Source organism: Nakamurella antarctica, from assembly GCF_003860405.1.
In the GTDB taxonomy this organism is placed as follows: domain Bacteria; phylum Actinomycetota; class Actinomycetes; order Mycobacteriales; family Nakamurellaceae; genus Nakamurella; species Nakamurella antarctica.
The window spans coordinates 122,080-141,640 of sequence record NZ_CP034170.1 but is presented as its reverse complement, the minus strand read 5'-3'; the positions used below and the strand labels follow the sequence as shown (position 1 = coordinate 141,640).

The 19,561-nt window shown below is 61.0% G+C and carries 15 protein-coding genes and 1 pseudogene; 9 read left to right on the top strand and 7 right to left on the bottom strand.

Annotated elements, in window-relative coordinates; genetic code table 11:
• Positions 1 to 436: 436 nt before the first annotated feature.
• The 4 genes from EH165_RS00635 to EH165_RS00620 form a co-directional block, all read right to left on the bottom strand.
• Positions 437 to 1,117 (bottom strand): DUF2510 domain-containing protein, encoded by a 681-nt coding sequence (locus EH165_RS00635; protein WP_164479037.1) that lies wholly within the window; start codon positions 1,115 to 1,117, stop codon positions 437 to 439.
• A gap of 894 nt (positions 1,118 to 2,011) precedes the next feature.
• Complete coding sequence (locus EH165_RS00630) at positions 2,012 to 3,079, bottom strand: sodium:calcium antiporter (protein WP_124800208.1); 1,068 nt, start codon at positions 3,077 to 3,079, stop codon at positions 2,012 to 2,014.
• Between the two features lie 395 nt (positions 3,080 to 3,474).
• The gene (locus EH165_RS00625) at positions 3,475 to 3,786 is read right to left on the bottom strand and encodes an antibiotic biosynthesis monooxygenase family protein (RefSeq protein WP_124797578.1); all 312 of its coding nucleotides are present in this window, start codon (positions 3,784 to 3,786) and stop codon (positions 3,475 to 3,477) included.
• Between the two features lie 145 nt (positions 3,787 to 3,931).
• A complete protein-coding gene (locus tag EH165_RS00620; RefSeq protein ID WP_124797577.1) occupies positions 3,932 to 6,835 on the bottom strand; it encodes a bifunctional diguanylate cyclase/phosphodiesterase in 2,904 nt (967 codons plus the stop codon).
• A gap of 287 nt (positions 6,836 to 7,122) precedes the next feature.
• Here EH165_RS00620 and EH165_RS00615 point away from each other — a divergent pair, with 287 nt between their 5' ends.
• On the top strand, positions 7,123 to 8,505 hold the full coding sequence (locus EH165_RS00615) for an FUSC family protein (RefSeq protein WP_164479036.1): 1,383 nt from the start codon (positions 7,123 to 7,125) through the stop codon (positions 8,503 to 8,505).
• Positions 8,506 to 9,084: 579 nt separating this feature from the next.
• Here EH165_RS00615 and EH165_RS00610 read toward each other — a convergent pair.
• Positions 9,085 to 9,756 (bottom strand): hypothetical protein, encoded by a 672-nt coding sequence (locus EH165_RS00610; protein ID WP_124797575.1) that lies wholly within the window; start codon positions 9,754 to 9,756, stop codon positions 9,085 to 9,087.
• A gap of 186 nt (positions 9,757 to 9,942) precedes the next feature.
• Between EH165_RS00610 and EH165_RS00605 the strand changes: the two genes are divergently transcribed.
• From EH165_RS00605 to EH165_RS00595, 3 genes are all read left to right on the top strand, one after another.
• Positions 9,943 to 10,347, top strand: coding sequence for a DUF4279 domain-containing protein (locus EH165_RS00605; protein ID WP_124797574.1), 405 nt, complete (start codon positions 9,943 to 9,945; stop codon positions 10,345 to 10,347).
• Positions 10,316 to 10,798, top strand: coding sequence for a hypothetical protein (locus EH165_RS00600; protein WP_206426029.1), 483 nt, complete (start codon positions 10,316 to 10,318; stop codon positions 10,796 to 10,798). Before EH165_RS00605 ends, EH165_RS00600 begins: the two co-directional genes overlap by 32 nt.
• Positions 10,799 to 10,955: 157 nt before the next feature.
• Positions 10,956 to 11,762 (top strand): alginate lyase family protein, encoded by an 807-nt coding sequence (locus tag EH165_RS00595; RefSeq protein ID WP_124797573.1) that lies wholly within the window; start codon positions 10,956 to 10,958, stop codon positions 11,760 to 11,762.
• Positions 11,763 to 12,073: 311 nt separating this feature from the next.
• Here EH165_RS00595 and EH165_RS00590 read toward each other — a convergent pair whose 3' ends face one another.
• Positions 12,074 to 12,256, bottom strand: a complete 183-nt coding sequence (locus EH165_RS00590) for a DUF2716 domain-containing protein (RefSeq protein WP_124797572.1) — start codon at positions 12,254 to 12,256, stop codon at positions 12,074 to 12,076.
• A gap of 27 nt (positions 12,257 to 12,283) precedes the next feature.
• Positions 12,284 to 13,291 (bottom strand): hypothetical protein, encoded by a 1,008-nt coding sequence (locus EH165_RS00585; protein ID WP_124797571.1) that lies wholly within the window; start codon positions 13,289 to 13,291, stop codon positions 12,284 to 12,286.
• 206 nt (positions 13,292 to 13,497) lie between these two features.
• On the opposite strand from EH165_RS00585, the pseudogene EH165_RS16700 reads away from it, so the two are divergent.
• From EH165_RS16700 to EH165_RS00560, 5 genes and pseudogenes are all read left to right on the top strand, one after another.
• Positions 13,498 to 13,898 (top strand): annotated as a pseudogene (locus EH165_RS16700) (recombinase family protein); the annotation flags it as partial.
• 42 nt (positions 13,899 to 13,940) lie between these two features.
• Positions 13,941 to 14,678: a MerR family transcriptional regulator gene (locus EH165_RS00575; RefSeq protein WP_206426026.1), complete on the top strand. Its 738-nt coding sequence runs from the start codon at positions 13,941 to 13,943 to the stop codon at positions 14,676 to 14,678.
• A gap of 389 nt (positions 14,679 to 15,067) precedes the next feature.
• Complete coding sequence (locus EH165_RS00570; protein ID WP_124797570.1) at positions 15,068 to 15,505, top strand: hypothetical protein; 438 nt, start codon at positions 15,068 to 15,070, stop codon at positions 15,503 to 15,505.
• 1,250 nt (positions 15,506 to 16,755) lie between these two features.
• Positions 16,756 to 17,019 carry a hypothetical protein gene (locus EH165_RS00565; protein ID WP_124797569.1) on the top strand — a complete coding sequence of 88 codons (264 nt, stop codon included), beginning with the start codon at positions 16,756 to 16,758 and terminating at the stop codon, positions 17,017 to 17,019.
• A gap of 2,041 nt (positions 17,020 to 19,060) precedes the next feature.
• Positions 19,061 to 19,294: a hypothetical protein gene (locus tag EH165_RS00560; protein WP_124797568.1), complete on the top strand. Its 234-nt coding sequence runs from the start codon at positions 19,061 to 19,063 to the stop codon at positions 19,292 to 19,294.
• Positions 19,295 to 19,561 lie beyond the last annotated feature (267 nt).

Genomic DNA, 19,561 nt, shown 5'->3' with positions numbered 1-19,561 from the left:
CACCGCCCGTTCGACTAATACCGGTGCATGCCGGAGCCTGGATAGACAGCCGCCCAGGTTGGCTTGGCGGATCTCGCGCCCTTTTCGATACCCTCATCACCTCTGCCGTCCAAAAAGATAATGTGGGATGTATTCAAGTTTTCCACCGTCGACTCCCCATGGATACCGCAAATAACGTACGGAGCCATCCGCCGCAGAGCGCGCACCGCCACATTCCTGAGTCGAACCGTCACCGTAGCCGATCACACCGCGATCGTTTCCCCGAACGCGGTGTGATCGGCCACAGAACCATTGACCAGGATTGCCAAAGTTTATGAAGTCCGGAGGCTCCACGTTCTCCAACAAAACGGTGGATGAGTTGTCCGCTTCACTGCCATGTGGTGTTCCGTTGCCTCCGAATAACCCGTGGCATTCCTGACCTGAGCACCACCGGGGGCTATAGTGGGTCGATACTAGTACTGCCATTGGTCGATACGTGATGAGTCCACTTCGAACCATCAAAATAACGCATTTCGTATCGTTCGGCGGGGTCTTTGGCCCACATTCCCGACTGCGCAGATGGAACGGGCGGTGAGGTTTCTGCGTCGGCTCCTTGGAACACTTGGTTACTCGGATTAGCTTGAGGCGACTGATGGCTCAAACCTGCCGGGACATAGCTCCCCGACTGCGGAGCAGCACGCAGTTGAGCCTCGAGTTGCATGGTTTGCATCATGAGCTGACTGTGCTGAATTTTCATGACGTCCTCGTGACGCCCCAGCTGGTGGTCGTTGAATAGTCGCTGATTGACCGTTTCGCGAAACTTCTCTAACTTTTTCTTTTCCAGAAACGAAACTGTGACAGTCGACCTACCACCACCATTATTATCAATAGTCAAAGCAGCGCTTGCCGAATTTAGCAGCATACTCAAGCCTAAGAGAGCAAGGATTAATCCCGCATCGCCGATCTGCAGTCCTGCTACCATGAAAATAATTCCAAACAGTGCTCGAAAAATACTCCATCGCGAGTTGACGCCAACATTAGCCACGTTATTTAGAGGCACTTGAAAGTCGTCGGACCCCAATGGAATTAGTCCAAGTACCGTGTTCGGTGAGCTACCGACAATGCGCATACTTGACACACTCACCTCCGTGCGAAGCCAAAATAAGAGCAGAGAAGGACTGAACCTTTCTGTAACCACATTGTTTTCTCCGGGGGCAGCATTCAAACGAGCCATGTTCAGCCTTTCAGGGTATGGGAGTGAGACCTTCAAAGCCACGCCAGGGGCGAGGCTACCACTTCGAATTGTTGCGCCGTACATTCGTCCACATGCCTGCCGAGATTTTGAGACACTCTAGGCGGGTGTTTCTCTGCACTAGAGGAACCGCCCCTTCTCTCTCATCACTCACAGCAACTTATGATCCTCAGATCTTAGCCAGGCCGACGGCGAGAATGAGAACCAATCAACCAATAAAAATCCCCAGTGGTGCCAACCGAAAAGCGCCGCTAGCTCTGACTAGCACTGACGAGATGAGCCACTATTGTCCACCTCTTCTTGGTTCCCACCTCGGAATTAGCCTGCATCAATATTTGTCGTGCGCTCGCACGAGTTTCGAAACGCAGCGTTTCCCCACCCTTGAACAGGATAAATGCAACAATCGACGCAATTAGGACAAAGATGATAAAACTCTGCATTCCACACCCCCCCCCCCCCAGATAAAAACCTTATGAAGCCTTCAACGGCTCATTTCTAGATATCGCAAGGAATATACAACAATTCAGGGTGACCGCTACACCGGGGTGAGGAAAATCCCATCGACTATTGCGCGAGAATTCGTTCCTTCTAATCCTCATTGAGGCTTTGTGCATCTCAACTTCACGACTTGGCCGACGAATTCGGAGCAGGGCCGACCGCTGTCCACGGGCGGCGCAACGGTCGTGGGCAATCCGGTCGTGGGCAATCCGGTCGGGCCTGGATCGGTAAATATCGCTAGTGGCCAGGCTGCTTCACAATCCTCAAGGTCCGACAGGTGGACTACTGCGGCAGAGCTACCAGGCCGACAACTCCGATGACGTACAAGACGAGCACCGCGATGCTGTCGATACCCAGGCGGGCGTGCTGCTTGGCGGGTCGGAACAACAAACCGGCCATATAGACGATTGTCAACAGGCCGCCCAGGCCAGTGAGATAGATGTCGGAGGCGTGGGCGTTCGGTAGGACCGCCTGGCCCGATACCACTGCGGCGAGCAGGAAGAGGACCGGCAGAAACGCGTTGCCACCGAAGATGTCGCCGAATGCCAGCTTGTAATCGCCCTGCTTGACCGAGGTCAGGCCCGACGACAGCTCCGGCAGAGACGTTGCTGCGGCCAGGACCGTCGCCCCGAACAACACTCCGGACAGACCGATGTGGTCTGCGGCGGCGGTCCCGCTCTCTTCGGCCAGTGCGCCGGCCACCAGTGTCGCGGCGGCGGCCGCAGAGAAGATCAATACCGCGCGGGCAGTGCTCACGCCGCGGCGGGTGGCTTCGACAGCGCGGGTCTTCTGGGAGTGGCCGCGCGGTTTCGGTTGGGAGTCGGGGGCTTCCCCGCTGTCTGTCCACGGCAGCTTTTTGGCCGCCCGCTGCGTCAGGAGCAACCCGGCCACCCACACCACGGCGATAAGGACGACATCCGGGCTGAGCCGGGCGAAGACCAGGTTTTCAGGCAATTGAGTACCCATCACTACTACAACCAGAACGGCGAGGACAACAGCGCCCTCGATCACCAGCACCAAGCTCGCGGCTTGGTAGGTCAGCGGGCGTCTTTCTCGCACACCGAAGGCGTCCAGAGCCACGAGGACGACCGTCTGGATGGCGATGCCGCCCAGGATGTTGCTGACTGCAACGTCCAGGTGGCCGCTGGACGCCGCGCTATAAGTGATCGCTATTTCTGGAAGATTCGTGGCAACTGCAAGCAGTATCAGTCCGCCCAGGGCCTGTCCCAGATGCAACCGATCGGACAAGATGTCCGTGTAGTTGGCCAGCGAGCTCCCCGCTACCCAGATGACGGCAGCGCTCGCGATGAAGATCAACAGATCCGCCCAGAACGGCAGGCTGGGGAGCAAATTCACCGGCTGATAGTACAACCGGTTTCTGGTGGGGGGGAGTGGGCCTCCCTGTCTGAGTTCAGGCTCATTGTGGTCGCTGCCGAGCTACCATCCGAGATATTCACTGTCGCGAACACCTCTCAGAAACCCATTCGGGGTTCGGTGGCGCATCGGCCGTTCAGGTCGCCTCCGCGCAGGCCGAGCATCTCGTCGATCGGTTGTCCCAGCATCTGTCCCAGGCTGGCACACCCGGATCCATCGGGCACGCCCCCTTCACCATTATCTCCGGATTCCCCGGAGCATGGCGCGACGCCGACGCCGCAATGTACGAGCAGAAACGGCGCCGCCGAAACCAGCTCCCCCGCTGATTCAGACGCCGCGATGGCAGTCCCGGGCTGATCGGTCCCGCGCCGTCAGTCAGAAACCACGTCATAGGTGCTGTGCAGGTGCTCCAATTTCTCCATCTTGATGGCCGACCGCAGCGACGGATCTAACCTGTCGTGCGAAGCGCGATGGTCGCTACTTCGCATGTAGGCCTTAAAGGTCTCCCGGTCGCGCCATCGGCTGACCATGATGACTTCGGTGTGGTCGCTGTCTGATCGCCATACCTGCAAGTCGATGAAACCCTCATGCGAGTCCACCAGGGTCATGCGGTCGGCGAAAGCAGCAACCAACTCGTTGGAACGGTCGGCATCAACGCGAAGTCGCGACATTGAAACGTACATACCAGGAATATACGATCCGGCTGTCAGTAAATCGGCTGCTCCCACGACCTTTTCGGATCTACTCGGCCCCGCACCACTGCCCCCGGGACTAGAGCGGGCGGAACAATTCGGCCTGCTCGAGGGCTGAGGCAAGAACGAAACGATCTCAGTCCGCGTCGGCGAAAGCCTCGCGGCCGATCAGGCGATCTACTTCCTGGGCTGGCATCGGGCGTCCCAACAGATAGCCCTGCACCAGGTCGCAGCCCAAGCGGCGGACTGCCGCGAGCTGCTCGGCGGTCTCGACGCCCTCGGCGAGCGCTTGCAGCCCGAGCTGGTGAGCTAAACCCACAATGGAAGCCACCACGGTGGCGGACGCGGTGCGGTCGGCAAGCGCACTGATGAATGTCTGATCGATCTTGACTTCATCGACGGGCAGCTGGGTGAGGTAGGCGAAGGATGAATAGCCGGTGCCAAAATCATCGATCGAAAGTCGGACTCCGAGATCGCGCAGTGCCATGAAGAAATGCCGGGCGGGGGCATCGTCGACAATCAGGGCACTCTCCGTAATTTCCAAACACAGTGCGTGGGCGGGGATGTGGTGCCGGGCGAGCGCTGAGGCGATCGCTTGTTGCAGGTAGGTAGTGGTGCCCCGAGTGGGCGCGATGTTGACGGAGAGAGTGAGATCGAGGTCCGGGCGGAGCGCCCGCCAACGAGCAAGCGCGGCGAGCCCGGTGTCCAGCGCCCAGTCGGTGAGGGTACTCAGGAGCCCCGTAGCCTCAGCGACCGGGATGAACTCAGAGGGGGGGACCAGACCGCGTCCGGCAAGTGGCCACCGGGACAGTGCTTCGAATCCGCAGAGCTCCCCCGCGATCGTGTGAATAGGCTGGAAGTGTAATTCCAGCTCACCGCGTTCCAGCGCTGGCCGCAGTCGGGTCTCGATCTCCACACGTCGCAGGTTGATGGCGCGTAGCTCGGGTGTGAAGGCGGCGGCAGCATTGCGGCCAGCATTTTTCGCGCGGTACATCGCCGTGTCGGCGTCTCGCAGTAATTCAGCCGGCGTTGTATCCGAATCAGCAACGGCGACCCCCACACTTGCGGTGATCAGTGCTTCGGTGCCAGCGAGCGAAAACGGAACGCGGAAAGCGAGAACTACGCGTTCGGCAAGCTGCTCGGCCAAGGGGCCGCTGATGCTCTCGCAGAGCACGACGAACTCGTCACCCCCGATGCGGGCGACAGTGTCCGTGCCACGGGTGGCTGCGCCCAGCCTCTGCGCAGCTTGGCGCAGGAGGGAGTCGCCGGTGGCGTGCCCGAGCGAGTCGTTCACCAGCTTAAAGTGGTCGAGGTCGACGAATAGCAGCGCGACCTGTTCACCCTGTTCACGCGGCCGAGCGAGGGCCTGCTCCAGGCGGTTGGTCAACAGGGCACGGTTGGGCAGGCCGGTCAGCTCGTCGTGCAGCGCAAAGTGCGCGAGCCGGTCGCGGGCGCTGGCCAGCAATAACTCTGGGACTGCCCGCCCAAAAGTTCGCGCCGTTGCTATCTCCGCTTTGCGCCAGGGGCCGCAGCGGCCGCGAACCTCCTGCGTCCAAGCAGCGAACGACTCACGAGGGCCGAGTCGCGCTAACCCGGCCTGGTCGGGCGCCGCGGTGGGATCGCCGACCATCGGCTTGTCCGGGTTTCCACCCCAGGTCGTGGTGTGTCTCAGTTCACCGCGAAACCACATGACGAAGTCTTGGTAGCCCGCAGATAGTGGCACTGCCAGCACGCCTGCGGCGAGCTCTGGGTAGGGCGCCAAATCCGGAATCTCCCCGTGCAGGGCGTCGCTGACGAAGTAGTCCGCGTCATCATCGCGCGAGCGGAGGCGAGCCAGCAGCACGTCGACTGATTCGGCCGGCGGTACGGCGCCCAGAGTGACAGTTCGTCCGTCTATCCGGGCGACTAAGCCGTCTGCCGCGGTCAGGTCCAGCGGGCAGACCGCTCCGTCGATGAGCGCATCAGCCAGGCTGTCGCTGCCGGACATGTGGGTTACCAGCCGGGACTGAAGCTGCGTGAGGCGCATTTGCTCACGATCCCGTTCGTGGCTCTCCTCGGCCACGGCGAGTAGCGAGAACATCTTCCCCAGCAACCGACCTGCGGCGCGTTGCTGCGCACCAATCCGCTTGGGTTGATGGTGGTGGCAGGCGATCATCCCCCACAACCGGGTGCCGCGGAGCAGCGAGATGGTCAGTGTGGCCCGTACGCCCATGTTGCGCAGGTAGGCCAGATGGAATGGCGAGACGCTGCGCAACCCGGCGAGGCTCAAATCCAGCGGCGCGGCATCGGCGTCCTGTGCGCGGCCGAGCAGCGGGACCGGCTGATAGTCGACGTCGACAATGACGCGCAAGTGGTTGAGGAGGTAAAGCTTGCGCGCCTGACGCGGGATATCGGACGCGGGGTAGTGCAAACCGAGGAAGGGCTCCAGGCCGGGCTCGCGCTCCTCGGCAACCACTTCGCCGTGCTCGTCGGAATGGAAGCGATAGACCATGACGCGGTCGTAGCCTGTGAGGAGCTTGATCTCCCGCGCCGCGGATTCACACAACTGCTGGACACCATGGGAGCTCTGCAACGCTTCCAGCGCATGCCGCACGTCCTCGAACAGCGTCGACATCGCTACGGAAGCCGCTTGGTCTGCAGGCTCTAGCTCAACGATGACGATCCGTTGGACCCGATGCCAGGTCACCTCGAAAGCGCCGCCGGATGGCATGTGGACCACGAGCGGATCGCTTCCATCGGCGCGAGGGTGTGCCAGCGCTGCGCGCAGCCGTTCGACCGGTTCAGCGCCAAGCGCCCGGGACAAGTGCTCCCCGATCAAGGTGCGCGCTTCGATTCCGATGTGCGTCATCGTGTTCGCGCTCGCCTGGCGGACGGTGAAGTCAGCTTCGCTGACGGCCAACAGCACACCGTGGGGCTGAATCGCTCCCGGCAGGTGAATCGGCTCCCTGTCGCACGTCGTCAGGTCGGCGCTTTCGTCCAGCGCGAGGAAATCCACGACGTCATTCCCGGGCTCCATCTCGCGCGGTAGGAAAACAGTCATCGCCGCATTCTTCTCTCTTCGAGCCGGACATCTGCGATGCCGAGGTCGCCCCGGGGACCCCGTACAGCTCTCTGGGCTGCAAGCTCAGCGCCAGCTATTAAGACCACACAGGAATGCATCACCGCTTGAGTATCGGACATATCTCATCACATCGGACATCACTTGACCCAGTGGGCCGTGCAAACGAGATGGCCGATCCTGCTGCTCGCTGTTCCCACACGGACCGCCGTTTCCCCTCCCTCTCCCCCACGCCGCCGTTGCGCTGCCGGCGCGGGCAGAATGATCGCGTGACCCGCGCGCGCATCGTCCGTTCACTCGCAGAAGCAGTGGTGACGATGCTCGCCGCTCTCGCGACTTTGTTCTGCGCGAGCGCGATCGATCCGCAACCTGGGTCCGCTGTACTGGCTGTGGTGCTGTGCATGTCGCTTTCGCGCACTCACTTAGACCGCGACCTGCGGGGACGCCTCGAGTCATTCTTCGTGCTGCCGCCGGTCGGTCTGGCCGCGTTTGGCGTCAGTTTCCTACTCGCCCACACGCGATGGCTCGGCGCTGCTGCCTTCATCATCGGGATGTTCGTCTCGATTTGGGTCCGGCGTTTTGGGGCAACCGCCAGCCGCGTCGGCTCGTTGATCGGCCTACCGTTTGTCGCGATCCTGGTGACACCGCGGGTCCCGACTCCCAGTCCCACTGCGGTACCGGAACTCCTAATACCGCTGATCATCGCTGTGCTCGCGCTGGTGTGGGTGACGGTGTTTCATCAGATCGGGCGGTGGACGCGGATCCTGCCGCCTTCGCCGCAGGCGAAGCCCGAAGTACCCGCCGCATCAGCACCTGAGCAGAGTTCGCTCAGGCCCGTCGCCAGCACGCGGATGGCGCTGCAAATGGCTGCCGCGCTGATCGCCTCGTTCGTGCTCGGATATCTCCTCTTCCCGGAGCGGTGGGCATGGATAGTTCTCACCGCCTTCATCGTTGGCACCGGCAACCGAGGCAGGCTAGATGTTGCGTACAAGAGCGTGCTCCGCATCGGCGGTGCTGCTGCGGGCACAACCATCGCGCTGCTCTTCGCCGTCCACCTGGGCAAACACGACGCGGCCACTGTCGCGCTGATCCTGGTAGCCGTCTTTTTCGGAATCTGGTTCCGCCCGCTCAGCTATGCCTGGTGGGCGCTGTTTGTGACGCTCGCGCTCGCACTCCTACAGGGGTATGCAGGGACTTCGGCCACGCTCATCTTGCTACCGCGCCTGGAAGAAATCGTGATCGGTGCGGCGCTCGCTGTTGCCTCCGCGTGGCTCGTATTTCCTGTCCGGTCGCGCGCGGTGCTGCGCAGGCGCCTCGCGGATGCTCTCGCCGCCCTCTCCCGCGCGCTCGAGCTGGCGCCTACCTCTCGAACCGCAGCGGAATTCGTGGACGCCGTCGCGCTGGTGGAGCAGGTAGCTCCGGCATTTCGGGCGCTCCGTCGTGTCTCGCGAACGAAGGTCCGACCTGCGGACTGGGCTGACGCGCTCGCCGACGCCACCACGCCTGCGCTTGCGCTCATCGACCGCGGCGATGCGCGGGATGCCACTCGGCGAGCGGTCGGTGACGCTCGCCGGTCGCTGCGAGAGCCTTCCGATCTCACGAAGTCGCTTCGCGTCATGACGGACCAGCTGCGCGAGGACGCTCAGAGCTGACAGATCCCGAGGAGTTTCTTAGTGGCAGCGCTCCCATCCTTTGAAACCTTGCAAGCCGCAGAGACGGTGCCGTTAGGCAAGTGGTGCACGCCGATGCCGTGCTGTGCGCCGGGCGAGCGACGCGTGCGTGTTCCCCCAGGTCCGGGATGGGTGACCTGCTCCTCCCAGAGGTCGCCAGAATCAAGGCTGAGGCGGATGTCGGGCTGTGGGGTGGTCCTGCGACGACGTCACCCGCGCACAGTTGCTGATCGTGCAGGAGGCCCGCCCGGACTGCAGCTGCATGTGACAAGGCCGTCCTGACGAAGCGACCCGGAATGACACATCCTCAGCCGTGGGGACGACAGCCAGTGGTGCAAGGCCCCTCACCATGGGCGGGTTGACTGCCCAGGATTGGGTGTGGAGCGGAGGTCCCCGGTTGCCCAGGATGGAGCCGAGAGTTCTTGGGTTACCCCAGACGTCCTTCCGGACGTTCTTCATTGATGAGACCCGGCGGGCGCGGACATCGTGGCGATGGGGTGGTGACCAGCAGGGCCTTAGCCCGATCAGCGAACGCTTCGGCAGCCTCGCCGGTGAGGACAGCTACCGCGGTTTTCCTATCGAGTCAGTTAGTGCAGTGCTGTTGCGTCGCCCCAGATCAAGACGCACCGTAGATCCGTCTTCAAACGTCAGCGTCACAAGGCTCCTGAAGCGACCTGACTTTCCCATTACCGATACGATTGGTCCAGATTCACTATCCCAGGGGACCTCCAGCACCGGGGCGGCGCCCTGATAACCCCATCGCTCCTCTTGAGTCGCCACGATTGCGTCGCCGAGGTCGTTGAAAGCCAGCCAGCGCTGACGTACCCCTCGGAGCTGTGTGGATGCATTCGTCAGAGCCCGCACGAAACCCTCTGCTTGCGAGTTCTGCGCCACCGCCGACGCGATTCGCTCACGCTGCGAATAGTAAGACAGGGAGCCGCATACCGCCCCGAACCCAAGCGGCGCAACGAGTGCAGACCAACCCGCGCCACCCGGGCGCAGGATGACAAGCAATGCTGCGCATGCCAGAACGAGCATCACGACGCCAATCCAACGACGCTGTTTCTGCCGCCCGCGGGCTGCAACCGGATCCAGATCAGCGAAAGAAACCGGAACCGGAACCACGTAATCACGACGCAGACCAGCCTTGGCAAGCTGAGCTGAAACCTCATCGCGGGTCCAGACTTTTCCTACCGGTAAAGCACCGGGAACCCGTTGCCGATCAATCACCATCGCTCAGCCTCCGACAAGTGTTGTGATGCAGGCCTTTTCCGGAACAGTGGCTGTGCCGAAACTGTGCTTGTGCAGAGGGGGACGGCCCGTCGGGCTCGTATTGTCGACGTGTGTAGTAGTGGCCATTGTGTTGGCACGCCAGCGGCGAGCCTGGAGACAAACACAGCGGCCACGAGATGGGCACCAATGCGGACGAGAGTAACTTATCAAATCTTCGGCGATCAAACGTCTCTCGCCGCTGATCGGGTGAGCAGAGCTCATGGGATAGCTCCGACTAAGAGCCGCGAGTCGGGTGAGCCGACTACCACCAGGCAAACTGCCCGCAGTTCGAGTTGGTCTCTGCCCACGGGGGAGCCCGAGGACGACGTCGAACTGTCAACTCAGCTAGAAACGCTGCTGGGCATTCTTGAGTCGCGTTCGAATGAGCTGTGGGAGCTCTCAGCCCTGGGGTACAGGGCTCGGTGGTGGTGTTACGCCGGTTCATACGCCGCTGAGCACGCTGTCGAGGTCAGCCGCGCTCTGATGGGCCGACTCCTAGCTGTTCCCGAAGAACGGATGCTTGATTTCTACAACGACGAGCCAAAAGGTTGAGAAAGGCCTATTTCTTGTGGTCGTAGCGGCGCCCGTTGAAGTCGCCCTGATCGTCAACGTGATAGCTGGGCATAATTACCTAGTGGATGACCCAGATTCAACGGATAAGACGCGGAGCAAGACTCTAGCTGACCGGGCTGCGTTGGAGCAGATCCTCGGCCACTCACTGGCTGACCGTCTATGGCCATCGGAGGCGATGGCGTTAGGCACACCGGTCAGAGTGATTCAGGACCCCGAGTGGGGTGGACCTTGGGCCCGTGAATTTTTCGGAGTAATTGATGACACGGCCCCACCTGAGCTCATTGCTAGCCCGAAGGCCCAGCCTGGCGAGTTCACATACTTCGTGAGGTTTAACGAGCCTGAATTAGATCGAGACGGCGATGGGCCGTACCGCAAAGCCATGATTTGGGGTCGTTACCTTCTGCAGGTAGGCACCCGCCGAGATCACTAGCAGACCGGAACACCAATTCACCAAGCGAGTCCGAGATCGGGAACAGCGCTCATATCGTTCGATCCATGATCGCGAATACGAGAAGACGAATTCGAGCAGCCACAGGCCTTCCCGCCGAGTCCCCTCAGACCGGTGAACCATCGAAGCTTCATATTCGGTGAAATCCAACACTCTTGCCTCGGACGCGCAGATGGCCTACGCAGATGGGCTCTGCTATCTGGTCACGGGTGACCCTAGGTACGCCACGCACGCCCAGTTGATCATCGATGCGTGGGCCAAGACGCTGGGGAGTGTGCCGACCCTGCAAGGCAAGGACGCGGTCAACTTCGACATGCCGTACATGATCCACGCCGCGTCCTGGGTACGCGCGGTCAACGGCTGGAACGATGCTCCGTTCACGTCGTTCCTGCAGTCGGTGGTGCTGCCCAACGCCGAGACCAGCAACCCAAACAACCACGGGATGTGGGCGGTGCTGATGGTGGCCAGCGCCGCGACGTTCACCGCTGACAGCAGCCAACTGATGTCAGCGGAGAACCGGTGGGGTCAGATCCTGCAGGGTGAGGTCACGGCCGATGGGTCGATGCCACAGGAGGCCGAGCGTAGCGACACCAGTGACTACCGGGGTGGCCCGGACACGGGCATCAAGGGCATCGACTACACCCATTACACGCTGCTGCCGGCGAGCATGACGGCGAAGCTGCTCGCCGACGCAGGATACCCCGTGTGGGCCACCCCCGGCGGGAAGCTACTGCAGGAAGCGTTCGCGAAGGCAGCCGAGTGGACTCTGAAACCCCAGACGTTCCCCTACTACACGGGAGAGACATCCAAGCTGATCGGCGTTGACAACGCCTCGTACTTCCCGCTGCTGCTGAAGTACTACCCGAACCCCGACGCCACCCAGGTCGTAGCTAGCGGCACGATCACCGCCGACGGGTTCCAGCTAACCAAGCTGTTCGCGAACTGAAGTCTGCGGGAGTCAACTATTGGTGACCGATCTTCTTTGTTGCAACGGATGCCCGCAGAACCGAGCGGCGCGCCAGCGAAACAATCGGCGTCGGGGTATGCCGCCAGCGCGTCCTGTAGCCGGGCCAAGACCGCGCCGCCCGCGCTGAACTGGTCGGGATCGACCGGGTCGAGGAGGGTGGACCTCGATTTCGCGCTGCAGCCACATCGAGGCACCCTCAACCTCAGCGCAGATGGTCGGCATGCGGACGGGTGAATATTCGATCGCTGCTGATGCCGATCCTGCCGGCGGTGCCGCGCCCGGACCAGGCCCTACTGAACGCCGAAGACGATGTCTCTGGAAGCCCGGGAGGGCGCCGACCGGATGCCTTGGGTGAGATCCGGTGTCAAGCACGCGAAGTAGTCCCCATCGGGATAGACGGGGTACTTCCATTCCAGCTGCCAGCCAAGGGCCTGAACGGCCGGGCGGAATAGGTAACCAGGTTCCCTCACCATGCTCCAGTGAGATTGGCAAGGTGCCCGTCACCCGACCGATGTGACCAGTACCAAATACGTCGGGTCGTCGATCCACCCTACGATTTCCCAGGCGTCGTCGATCACGACGTGGCAGCCGATGCTGGCGATGTTGAGCAGCGGCTGTGGGTCCGCTTGGGTCAATGGATCCGGGAACGCAGGTCGGGGTACCAGCGTCAGGAATGATCCAATGTCGGTATCCGACCCGTTGGGCCAAGCGCACCCGGTGGGCGGGTCGGGGGTCAGGTCGGCGGTCAGCTTTTCCAGGCCGAATGGAGCGACAGTGCCGGATGCACTCAGAGTGGTACTCATAGCGGCGTCCGTCGTATATACGCAGACCGAAAACTCCGGGCCCTCGAGCGCGGGCATGGCTGCGTTCCCGGCAGGCGCTCGGGTGGGATGCCGCGGCTTCGCCCCTGTGCAGCCTGAGAGCAAGGTTTTTTCGGAGGTTTGCAGGACGGTCCGCGCAATCGTTGGCGTCACGGTGTTATTGAAGTCGTCAAGTTGCTGCAGCACGGGCTGCGACGGTGAGCAACCGTCTGAAGGGACCTCCGCCCACGTAGTGGTCTCGTCTGCGAGGGAAACCTTGATGGTGGGAAAAAGCCAACCGACCCCGGCGCACATAGCTCCGGGAGGGAAGGGGGGAAGCGGAGTCGCCAGCGCGGCGACAAACGCGGACAAGTTCTCAGCAGGCACGACCCGGGTTTCAACAGTACCCCAGTACCCGCTTCCCCTCAGGTATCCCGACCCCTGCGAACAGATCGTTACCGCCGTAGCCGTAGTTCCCGGCGGGAGCGGAACAGCAGGTCCGGCAGCGTTCCCGGCGCAGGCCTGGTCGGCGACAACGGGCATCGACTCGCTCAGAATCATTGGCTGCAGCGGCTCCACCGACACGCCGGCGGATGCATCTCCCGGCGTAGGCGCGGTGCTGGCCGACGAAATTCTGGCGCATCCGGTGAAAGCGCACAACCCAAAGCAGATAAGAGATGTGCCCACAAGACGGTAGATCCGGTTCATCTGCATTCCCCAGTGTTTAACCCTGCTCGGACCCGATAGACGTTACGCAGACCATTGTTGGTTGCATCAGCAAATCTCCTCGAACCATGGCAGATGGAGTCCGCGCAGGCAGGAGAGGAACTGACTGTCTGTTAGGACCGGCGCCTTCCACTTCCTTGCACGATCTCGCTTACTTCACGCCGCTGCTCGTCAGCTGGGTCTTCGTTGTGCTTGAACTTCTGCAGTCGGGAACGCGCCGTGCAGCAGACCCCAGAAGCGCCGACGTCACCTCCGGTAGCGGGGCGGCCGCGACCCGGCCGGGAATGCGGCGGCTGCTCGACTACGCCGAGGCTGATGACACCGTCGTGGTCCGGTAGATCGACCGTCTCGGCCGGTCGTCGATCGACGTGTTCAACACGGTGCGCAGCCCCCGGGTCTCGGGGATCTCGGTGCGGTCTATCTCGGACGGCATCGATCCAGCAACCTCGACGGGATGCGGATGCTGAACACGCTGGCCAACCTCGCGGGAAACGAACCTGAGCTCATCGCGGAGCGGGTCAACGCCGGCATCGGTACACCCCGCGCTGCCGGCACCCGCTTCAGCCGACCTCTGAGCGACCCAGCGCTGGGCGGTTGACATTGTCGCAGCGTCAAGGTTCATGATTTGTGCATGTTGCGCATCGGGGAGTTGGCTAAGATCGCGGGCGTTTCTACGAGGGCGATCAGGCACTACCACTCTGTCGGGGTACTACCGGAACCGGCCCGACGCTCGAACGGCTACCGCGAATACGGCTCTAAGGACCTGCTGTCGCTCGTCCGATTGGTTCGTCTCGCCCAGCTTGGGCTGACGCTCGACCAGATCCGCGACGCGCTCGACGAACAGACCGGGCATGAGATACGCAATATCTTCATCGAGATCGTGACTGATCTCGACGCGCAAATCAACGAGTTGACGCGACGACGGCGGTCTATCGCCGAGGTCCTGAGCAGGGATGTTGACTTGGTGTCGTCACCAGCCATGGCCAGCTTGCTGGATCGTTTGCGTGGGGTCGTCGGCGATCAGGACCTGGTTCGCAGGGAGCAGGAGCTTTTGGAAGTGGCTGAAGCCACGATGCCCGTCGAGCGGTTCGCTGAACTCGCCGAAAAGTATGCCGTCCTTCTTGCCGACCCGCAGGTTATCGCCACGTCCAGGGACTTGGCCGCCCGGTTCGAGCGTTTGATCGACCAGGGCCCGGAACACCCAGAGGTCCTGGAAGTCGCCGAGCTCATAGCCAGCCAAGGCGCAGCGTTCACTCCCTCCAACACCGCTGACGGCGGCGAAAACACGGCTGGATGGGAGCTTTTCCTGCAATCACTGACCATGGCCCAACAGCATGCGGTGACCGCCGCAGCTGGGAAATGGTCGTGATGAGAGGAATTCGGTGGTGCACGGTCGTGCTCGTGGTGGTCGAGGCGGCATTACTGGTCACCGGCCGGCTCGCACTCGGTCACGCGATTCTCATGCTGGTGTGCGTTGAGATTATTTGCGCACTAGCGGTTCTGAGTGTGGCCAGCACCCGGTACCGTCGTTCTCGACGGTCAGGCCAAAGATCGTCGACCTCGGCCGCGGATGCCGCGACTGCGGTTCTGCCAGGCCCGATTTTTCGATTGGTGGCACGAGAAGCTCAGTTGATGGCGGCAGTCGTGAGGTGGCTACTGCGTGTCCCAATCCGACCTGCCGCATCGGGCTCGGGGAATACTGCGCCAATCACCATAATTCCCTACGGACGGGATCAAGTCGCTTTCGTATGGATCTTCATGGCACTGACGGTGTTGGAAATCGCTGTCGTCGAGATCATCGTGCCGTGGACTGCGCTGCGCATGATTCTGCTGGTACTAGGGGTCTACGGCCTCCTGATCATGGCCGGGTTCGTCGCCGCTAACAGAACCAGGCCACATATCCTGACCAGCGATTCACTGCTCCTACGCTGCGGATTACTGGCAGATGTAGCAGTCCCGATCAATCAGGTCACGTCGGTGTCCGTCGGTCTGCGAAGGGCTGGATACGGACCAATCATCGTCGGCGACACCCTCACCCTGGGTGTCGCCGGTAGCGTCCATGTCGCACTGAACCTCTCGGCGCCATTCCCCATTCGCGCGGGGAAAGTCGTTGGAGAGGTACGCACCATCCTGTTCGCTGCTGACGAATCAGCGGTGGCAGCGCGGCTAATCCGAAGCCAGCTGCCGGACGCGTAGGTCACCGCGCATACGACTTCGAACACCGTGCGGCCAACCCCGAGCATCGACAGCCACGGTACGCGTGTCGATTCATAGAACGACAAGCTGCTGCAGGCCCATTCGAACCGGCGAAACCTAGTCTGGACCATGCGACCAGTTGCTCCGTGTCCGGGCATAACGACCTCGAACAATCGTTACCGTTCCATTCGCTTTGTGTTGTAAGGGAACTCGTGTCCGGATGATGTTGGAGGTTTCTTTACAGTGTCCGCGTGACACGACTTCCTTTACACCGTGCCGCCGCGTTCTACGTGTCGATTTCCCCGGACCTAAGGGTCTCCAAAAATTATCTGGTCGCTGGACCTGCAACCCGGGCCTGTGGGCAAATCAGACGTTGAAGACCGGACCGAGGACCAACTGGCCACCATCACAACACCCACCACAGCGGACGGACCTCCCCTGCCTCGCACTCACTCGTTCGCTCCTGAACGCTAGGCGGGATTAGTTTCCATCTTCTGCTTCAGCCGTTGGTGCCGAGGTTACGCCGGAACGGGTTTTACCTATCGGTTACGTAGTACGGCGTTTGGCCGTGCGGCGGGTGCGACGTTGAAAAGCTCGACGACTCGGCGCGCGGATACCCGGTGGGAATGGGACATAGAAGTCTGGCTGGCTCCCCGGTCCCGCACCTAACTCACGCAGGTCCTGGATGGTCATCTGATCCCAGTCCTTTGCCAGGACAACCCGACTGCCATCAGGCAAGCCCACGGAATCGCCTGCTACTAGAGGTCGGCCCGGCCGGCTGAACCGCAGGCGCATCCACCACTTAAGCGAACAAAGGTGCGGGCTGAGGCTCTTCACCTTGTTCACACTAGCAACGGCCGGGGATGCTCCCAACGGCTCAAGAAATTCAGCGCCACCCCCATCACCACTGCGTCCGATAGTGCTTCGACAGCAGATGTCGTCGCAGGTTACGCGGCTAGTCCCAGGGAATGGGCTTCTCGCCCAAGGCGACGACACTGCCCCCCAGGAGGCGAGCACCTGTCACGGCGATTCCGCATTGAAAGCCGGAGGTGGGCGAATCGGATTCAAATTCTCATTTCTGGATCATCGGTTGGACCCCACGCCAGTAGCCATCTAGGAATTGACGCCGCAGCTTCAAACCCTTGCGCAGAACGATTGAATGGCCAGTCGAACGACGTGACTCGCAGCGCTGGCCCTTAGAATTGGTTTATATCTTGGGTTTTCATTGGGAAACTGTCGGAGGCAACAGAATGCTGGTGGCTTACATATTTGGACCGCTATTCCTGATCGCCGGGGGTGTTCTAGGCGGTTCAAAGACCACGATTCGCACCTGCAACACAATCAAGTTCGCCTCGGCATGCTTCCTGATCTCGGGTCTTGTCTTCCTTTTTGGTGGCGTCGTCGGGCTGAGTAGGGGCACAACTGCACTATTCGCACCCATCCTGATGCTGATAGCCGGTGCTGCCGGACTCGTTAACGCCTGGAGAACCTGGCTGTTTCAGGACCGCATTTAGCGGAGACTGTCGTGATAAATCTCTCCTACGTCCTTGAGATAGCAAGTGAACAGCACTTTGAGATGCCGGCCCTGATTGTTGTCTCATGACCTTTGCCCGCATGAGCCCCCCTACGCTCATGCATAGACGGCATACGGGCATTGACGAGCAAAGGATCCAATGCGTGTCTATGTCCGCGTGCCGTGTACGGATGCTCAAACAGACGGTCATGCGGACACGGGTTTTCATACAACATTTAGGACTCCTGATTGGGCCTGCCACCCCAAGCGCTGCCGACGCCGCCTGGAAACGTTACTTCGATCGGAGTAGAGGAAATCGTTGGGACCGCATACGCTGCCTGGTCAGCCGGTCAAGGAAACCGCGGTTAGTCCCCTGGAGTCCTACCCAAGGTGCCGTCGGCACTACCAATCAGGCTGTGCGGCGGGATGTGTCAGAAGGTTGGTGGGTGGTCCCGCTGGTTGATTCGTCGAGCATTGATTGCATGGGGTTGTGGCCAGAGCTGGAAACGGTAGTAATCGTTGTAGTACCCCGGGTCGCCCCTTCCACTGTTGTCTGAAGCTGTCGCGTCCGCACCAGTCGTCGTTGTTGTGGTGGAGCGTGATGACCACGGTGGTGTAATCGCCTTGGGGTAACCCGTTGCGAATGCTCGGCGCAGGTGATGTTGAGCTCGAAGCCCAGGTGCGTGCCATGGAAGACTGACACCATGAGTCTGGCAGTGCACTTCGTCGATGCCTCTTCCGGGAGCAAGCCCATTCAAATATTTGGCATACCCGCTGCCCCGGAAGTGGGTGAGACAGTTGAATTGCGAGGTGAGAGGTATAGCGTCCGGTCGCGCTCGTGGACGATCCCGAAGAGGGGTCTTGAAGCGCAAGTGTTCATAACGGTCGAAAGGTTGGTCTGATCCGCGACAGTCTGCACCCTGATATTGATGTCAGCTACTCAAGCGACTAGCGCAACCGCAGGAACTAGGCTCCTGGAAACGATTGGCCGCGAAAGCCCTCATGTGCGTAGCTTCGCCCCTGGGACTAGCCGATAAATTGCTGCGGCTATCGCTAGGGGCCGACACGCGGGATGGGTTCGACACCCTGTAAAGGAAGTCGTGTCTCGCGGACACTGTAAAGGAACCTCTGGAGTCATGCGGACACGAGTTCCTGTACATCACAACGTGAATGGAACGGTAACGATCCAGTACTTGTCATCTTTTGGTGCCGATGAGTGACGTTAGCCAGAGCCCTTGAACACGATTGGTCAGCCGGCAAGGTGGCGTGCCGTTGCTTCTTTGCAACCGCCCTGGCGATCATTAACCCGAGAGCTCCGAACGCTACATACATGCTGAAGAACGCACCGAACCTCGGTTGGAACCCCTGATCCGAGAACAGCACGGCAGACAGGGCTAACGCCAAAAAGCCGGGCACCATAACGAGCAAGCGGTAGCGAAAGGACCTTGGCTGCGCGAACCTGGCTTCCATCGATTGACGGGCCTCTCGCGGCCACGCTGCGATAGCCCAAATCCCTGCGCCGAGGGCTCCACAGAGGGATAGCAGTAACGCATCTGGCGTGGTCTGGGTTGTCAATGCACACAGACCGCTCGCAGTTGCTATCCCCAATCCCAGCCACCACGGCCACCACGATCGCCGGCCAATCGCACCGGCTTCGGTGTTCACGTCAGCATTTCCCTTCACGTCGAAATTTCAGCTTTGACGCCACCGCGTCAACGTTCAATTTTCTGATTTGCTTCGCCAAGCCATGATCCACATCGCTGCTCCAGTAACGACCCACAAGACCCCGATAACCCAGCGTATGGGTTTCGCGCCGTCAGTCAGCGGGGTGACAGCAAGCCAGATCAGTCCGAGCGCTACGCAGATTGGGCCGTTCCAGCGAACTATCCATCTTTGTAGCGGAGACCGCCGTGGCGAGGGATACGTTTTCATTTGCACAGCTTCCCACGCTCGAAAGCAATACGCCGGTCTGCCAGCAAGCCTGCCAAACAGTGGCTCTACCCGGACAGCGGCTCAGGCGGCCGATGGAGGATGCTGGACAGATGAGCGAGAAGCGCAGGTATTCCGTCGGACGCGGGCTACCGCTGACGGCGGTTCAGTGGACAATTTTCGGCGGTGCCCTGCTAGTGGCCGTTGTTGGCATGACCGGGCTGATCGTTCTTGGCCGGCTCGTTCTTGCCGCTGGTGTTGGTGGTCTGGCTGCCTTGACGATGGCCGGTGTGCAACTGGCTGGCATCGGTGCCCGCAACGACCGCATTGTTCGAGGGGATCGCTGAGGGGTTGTTTGGCATTCATCCCGACGAGGCGGGCGGAAGGTCGGTCTGATTGAGCTGCAGGGAGGGCCGCTGACGCAGTGGCGGTCCGTGTCTATTTGGTGAGAACTGGTGGAACCGCCGGCTGGTTAGGCACAACACTGAGCGATCTACATATTTAGGATTTTCACTTGGTTCGCCTGATAATCCGCTCCTGATACTCCGTCGGCTGCTATATCTGAGGGGCCGCGCTCCGCTCGTTCGGCCAGACCTACTAGGTCCAGTGATCGC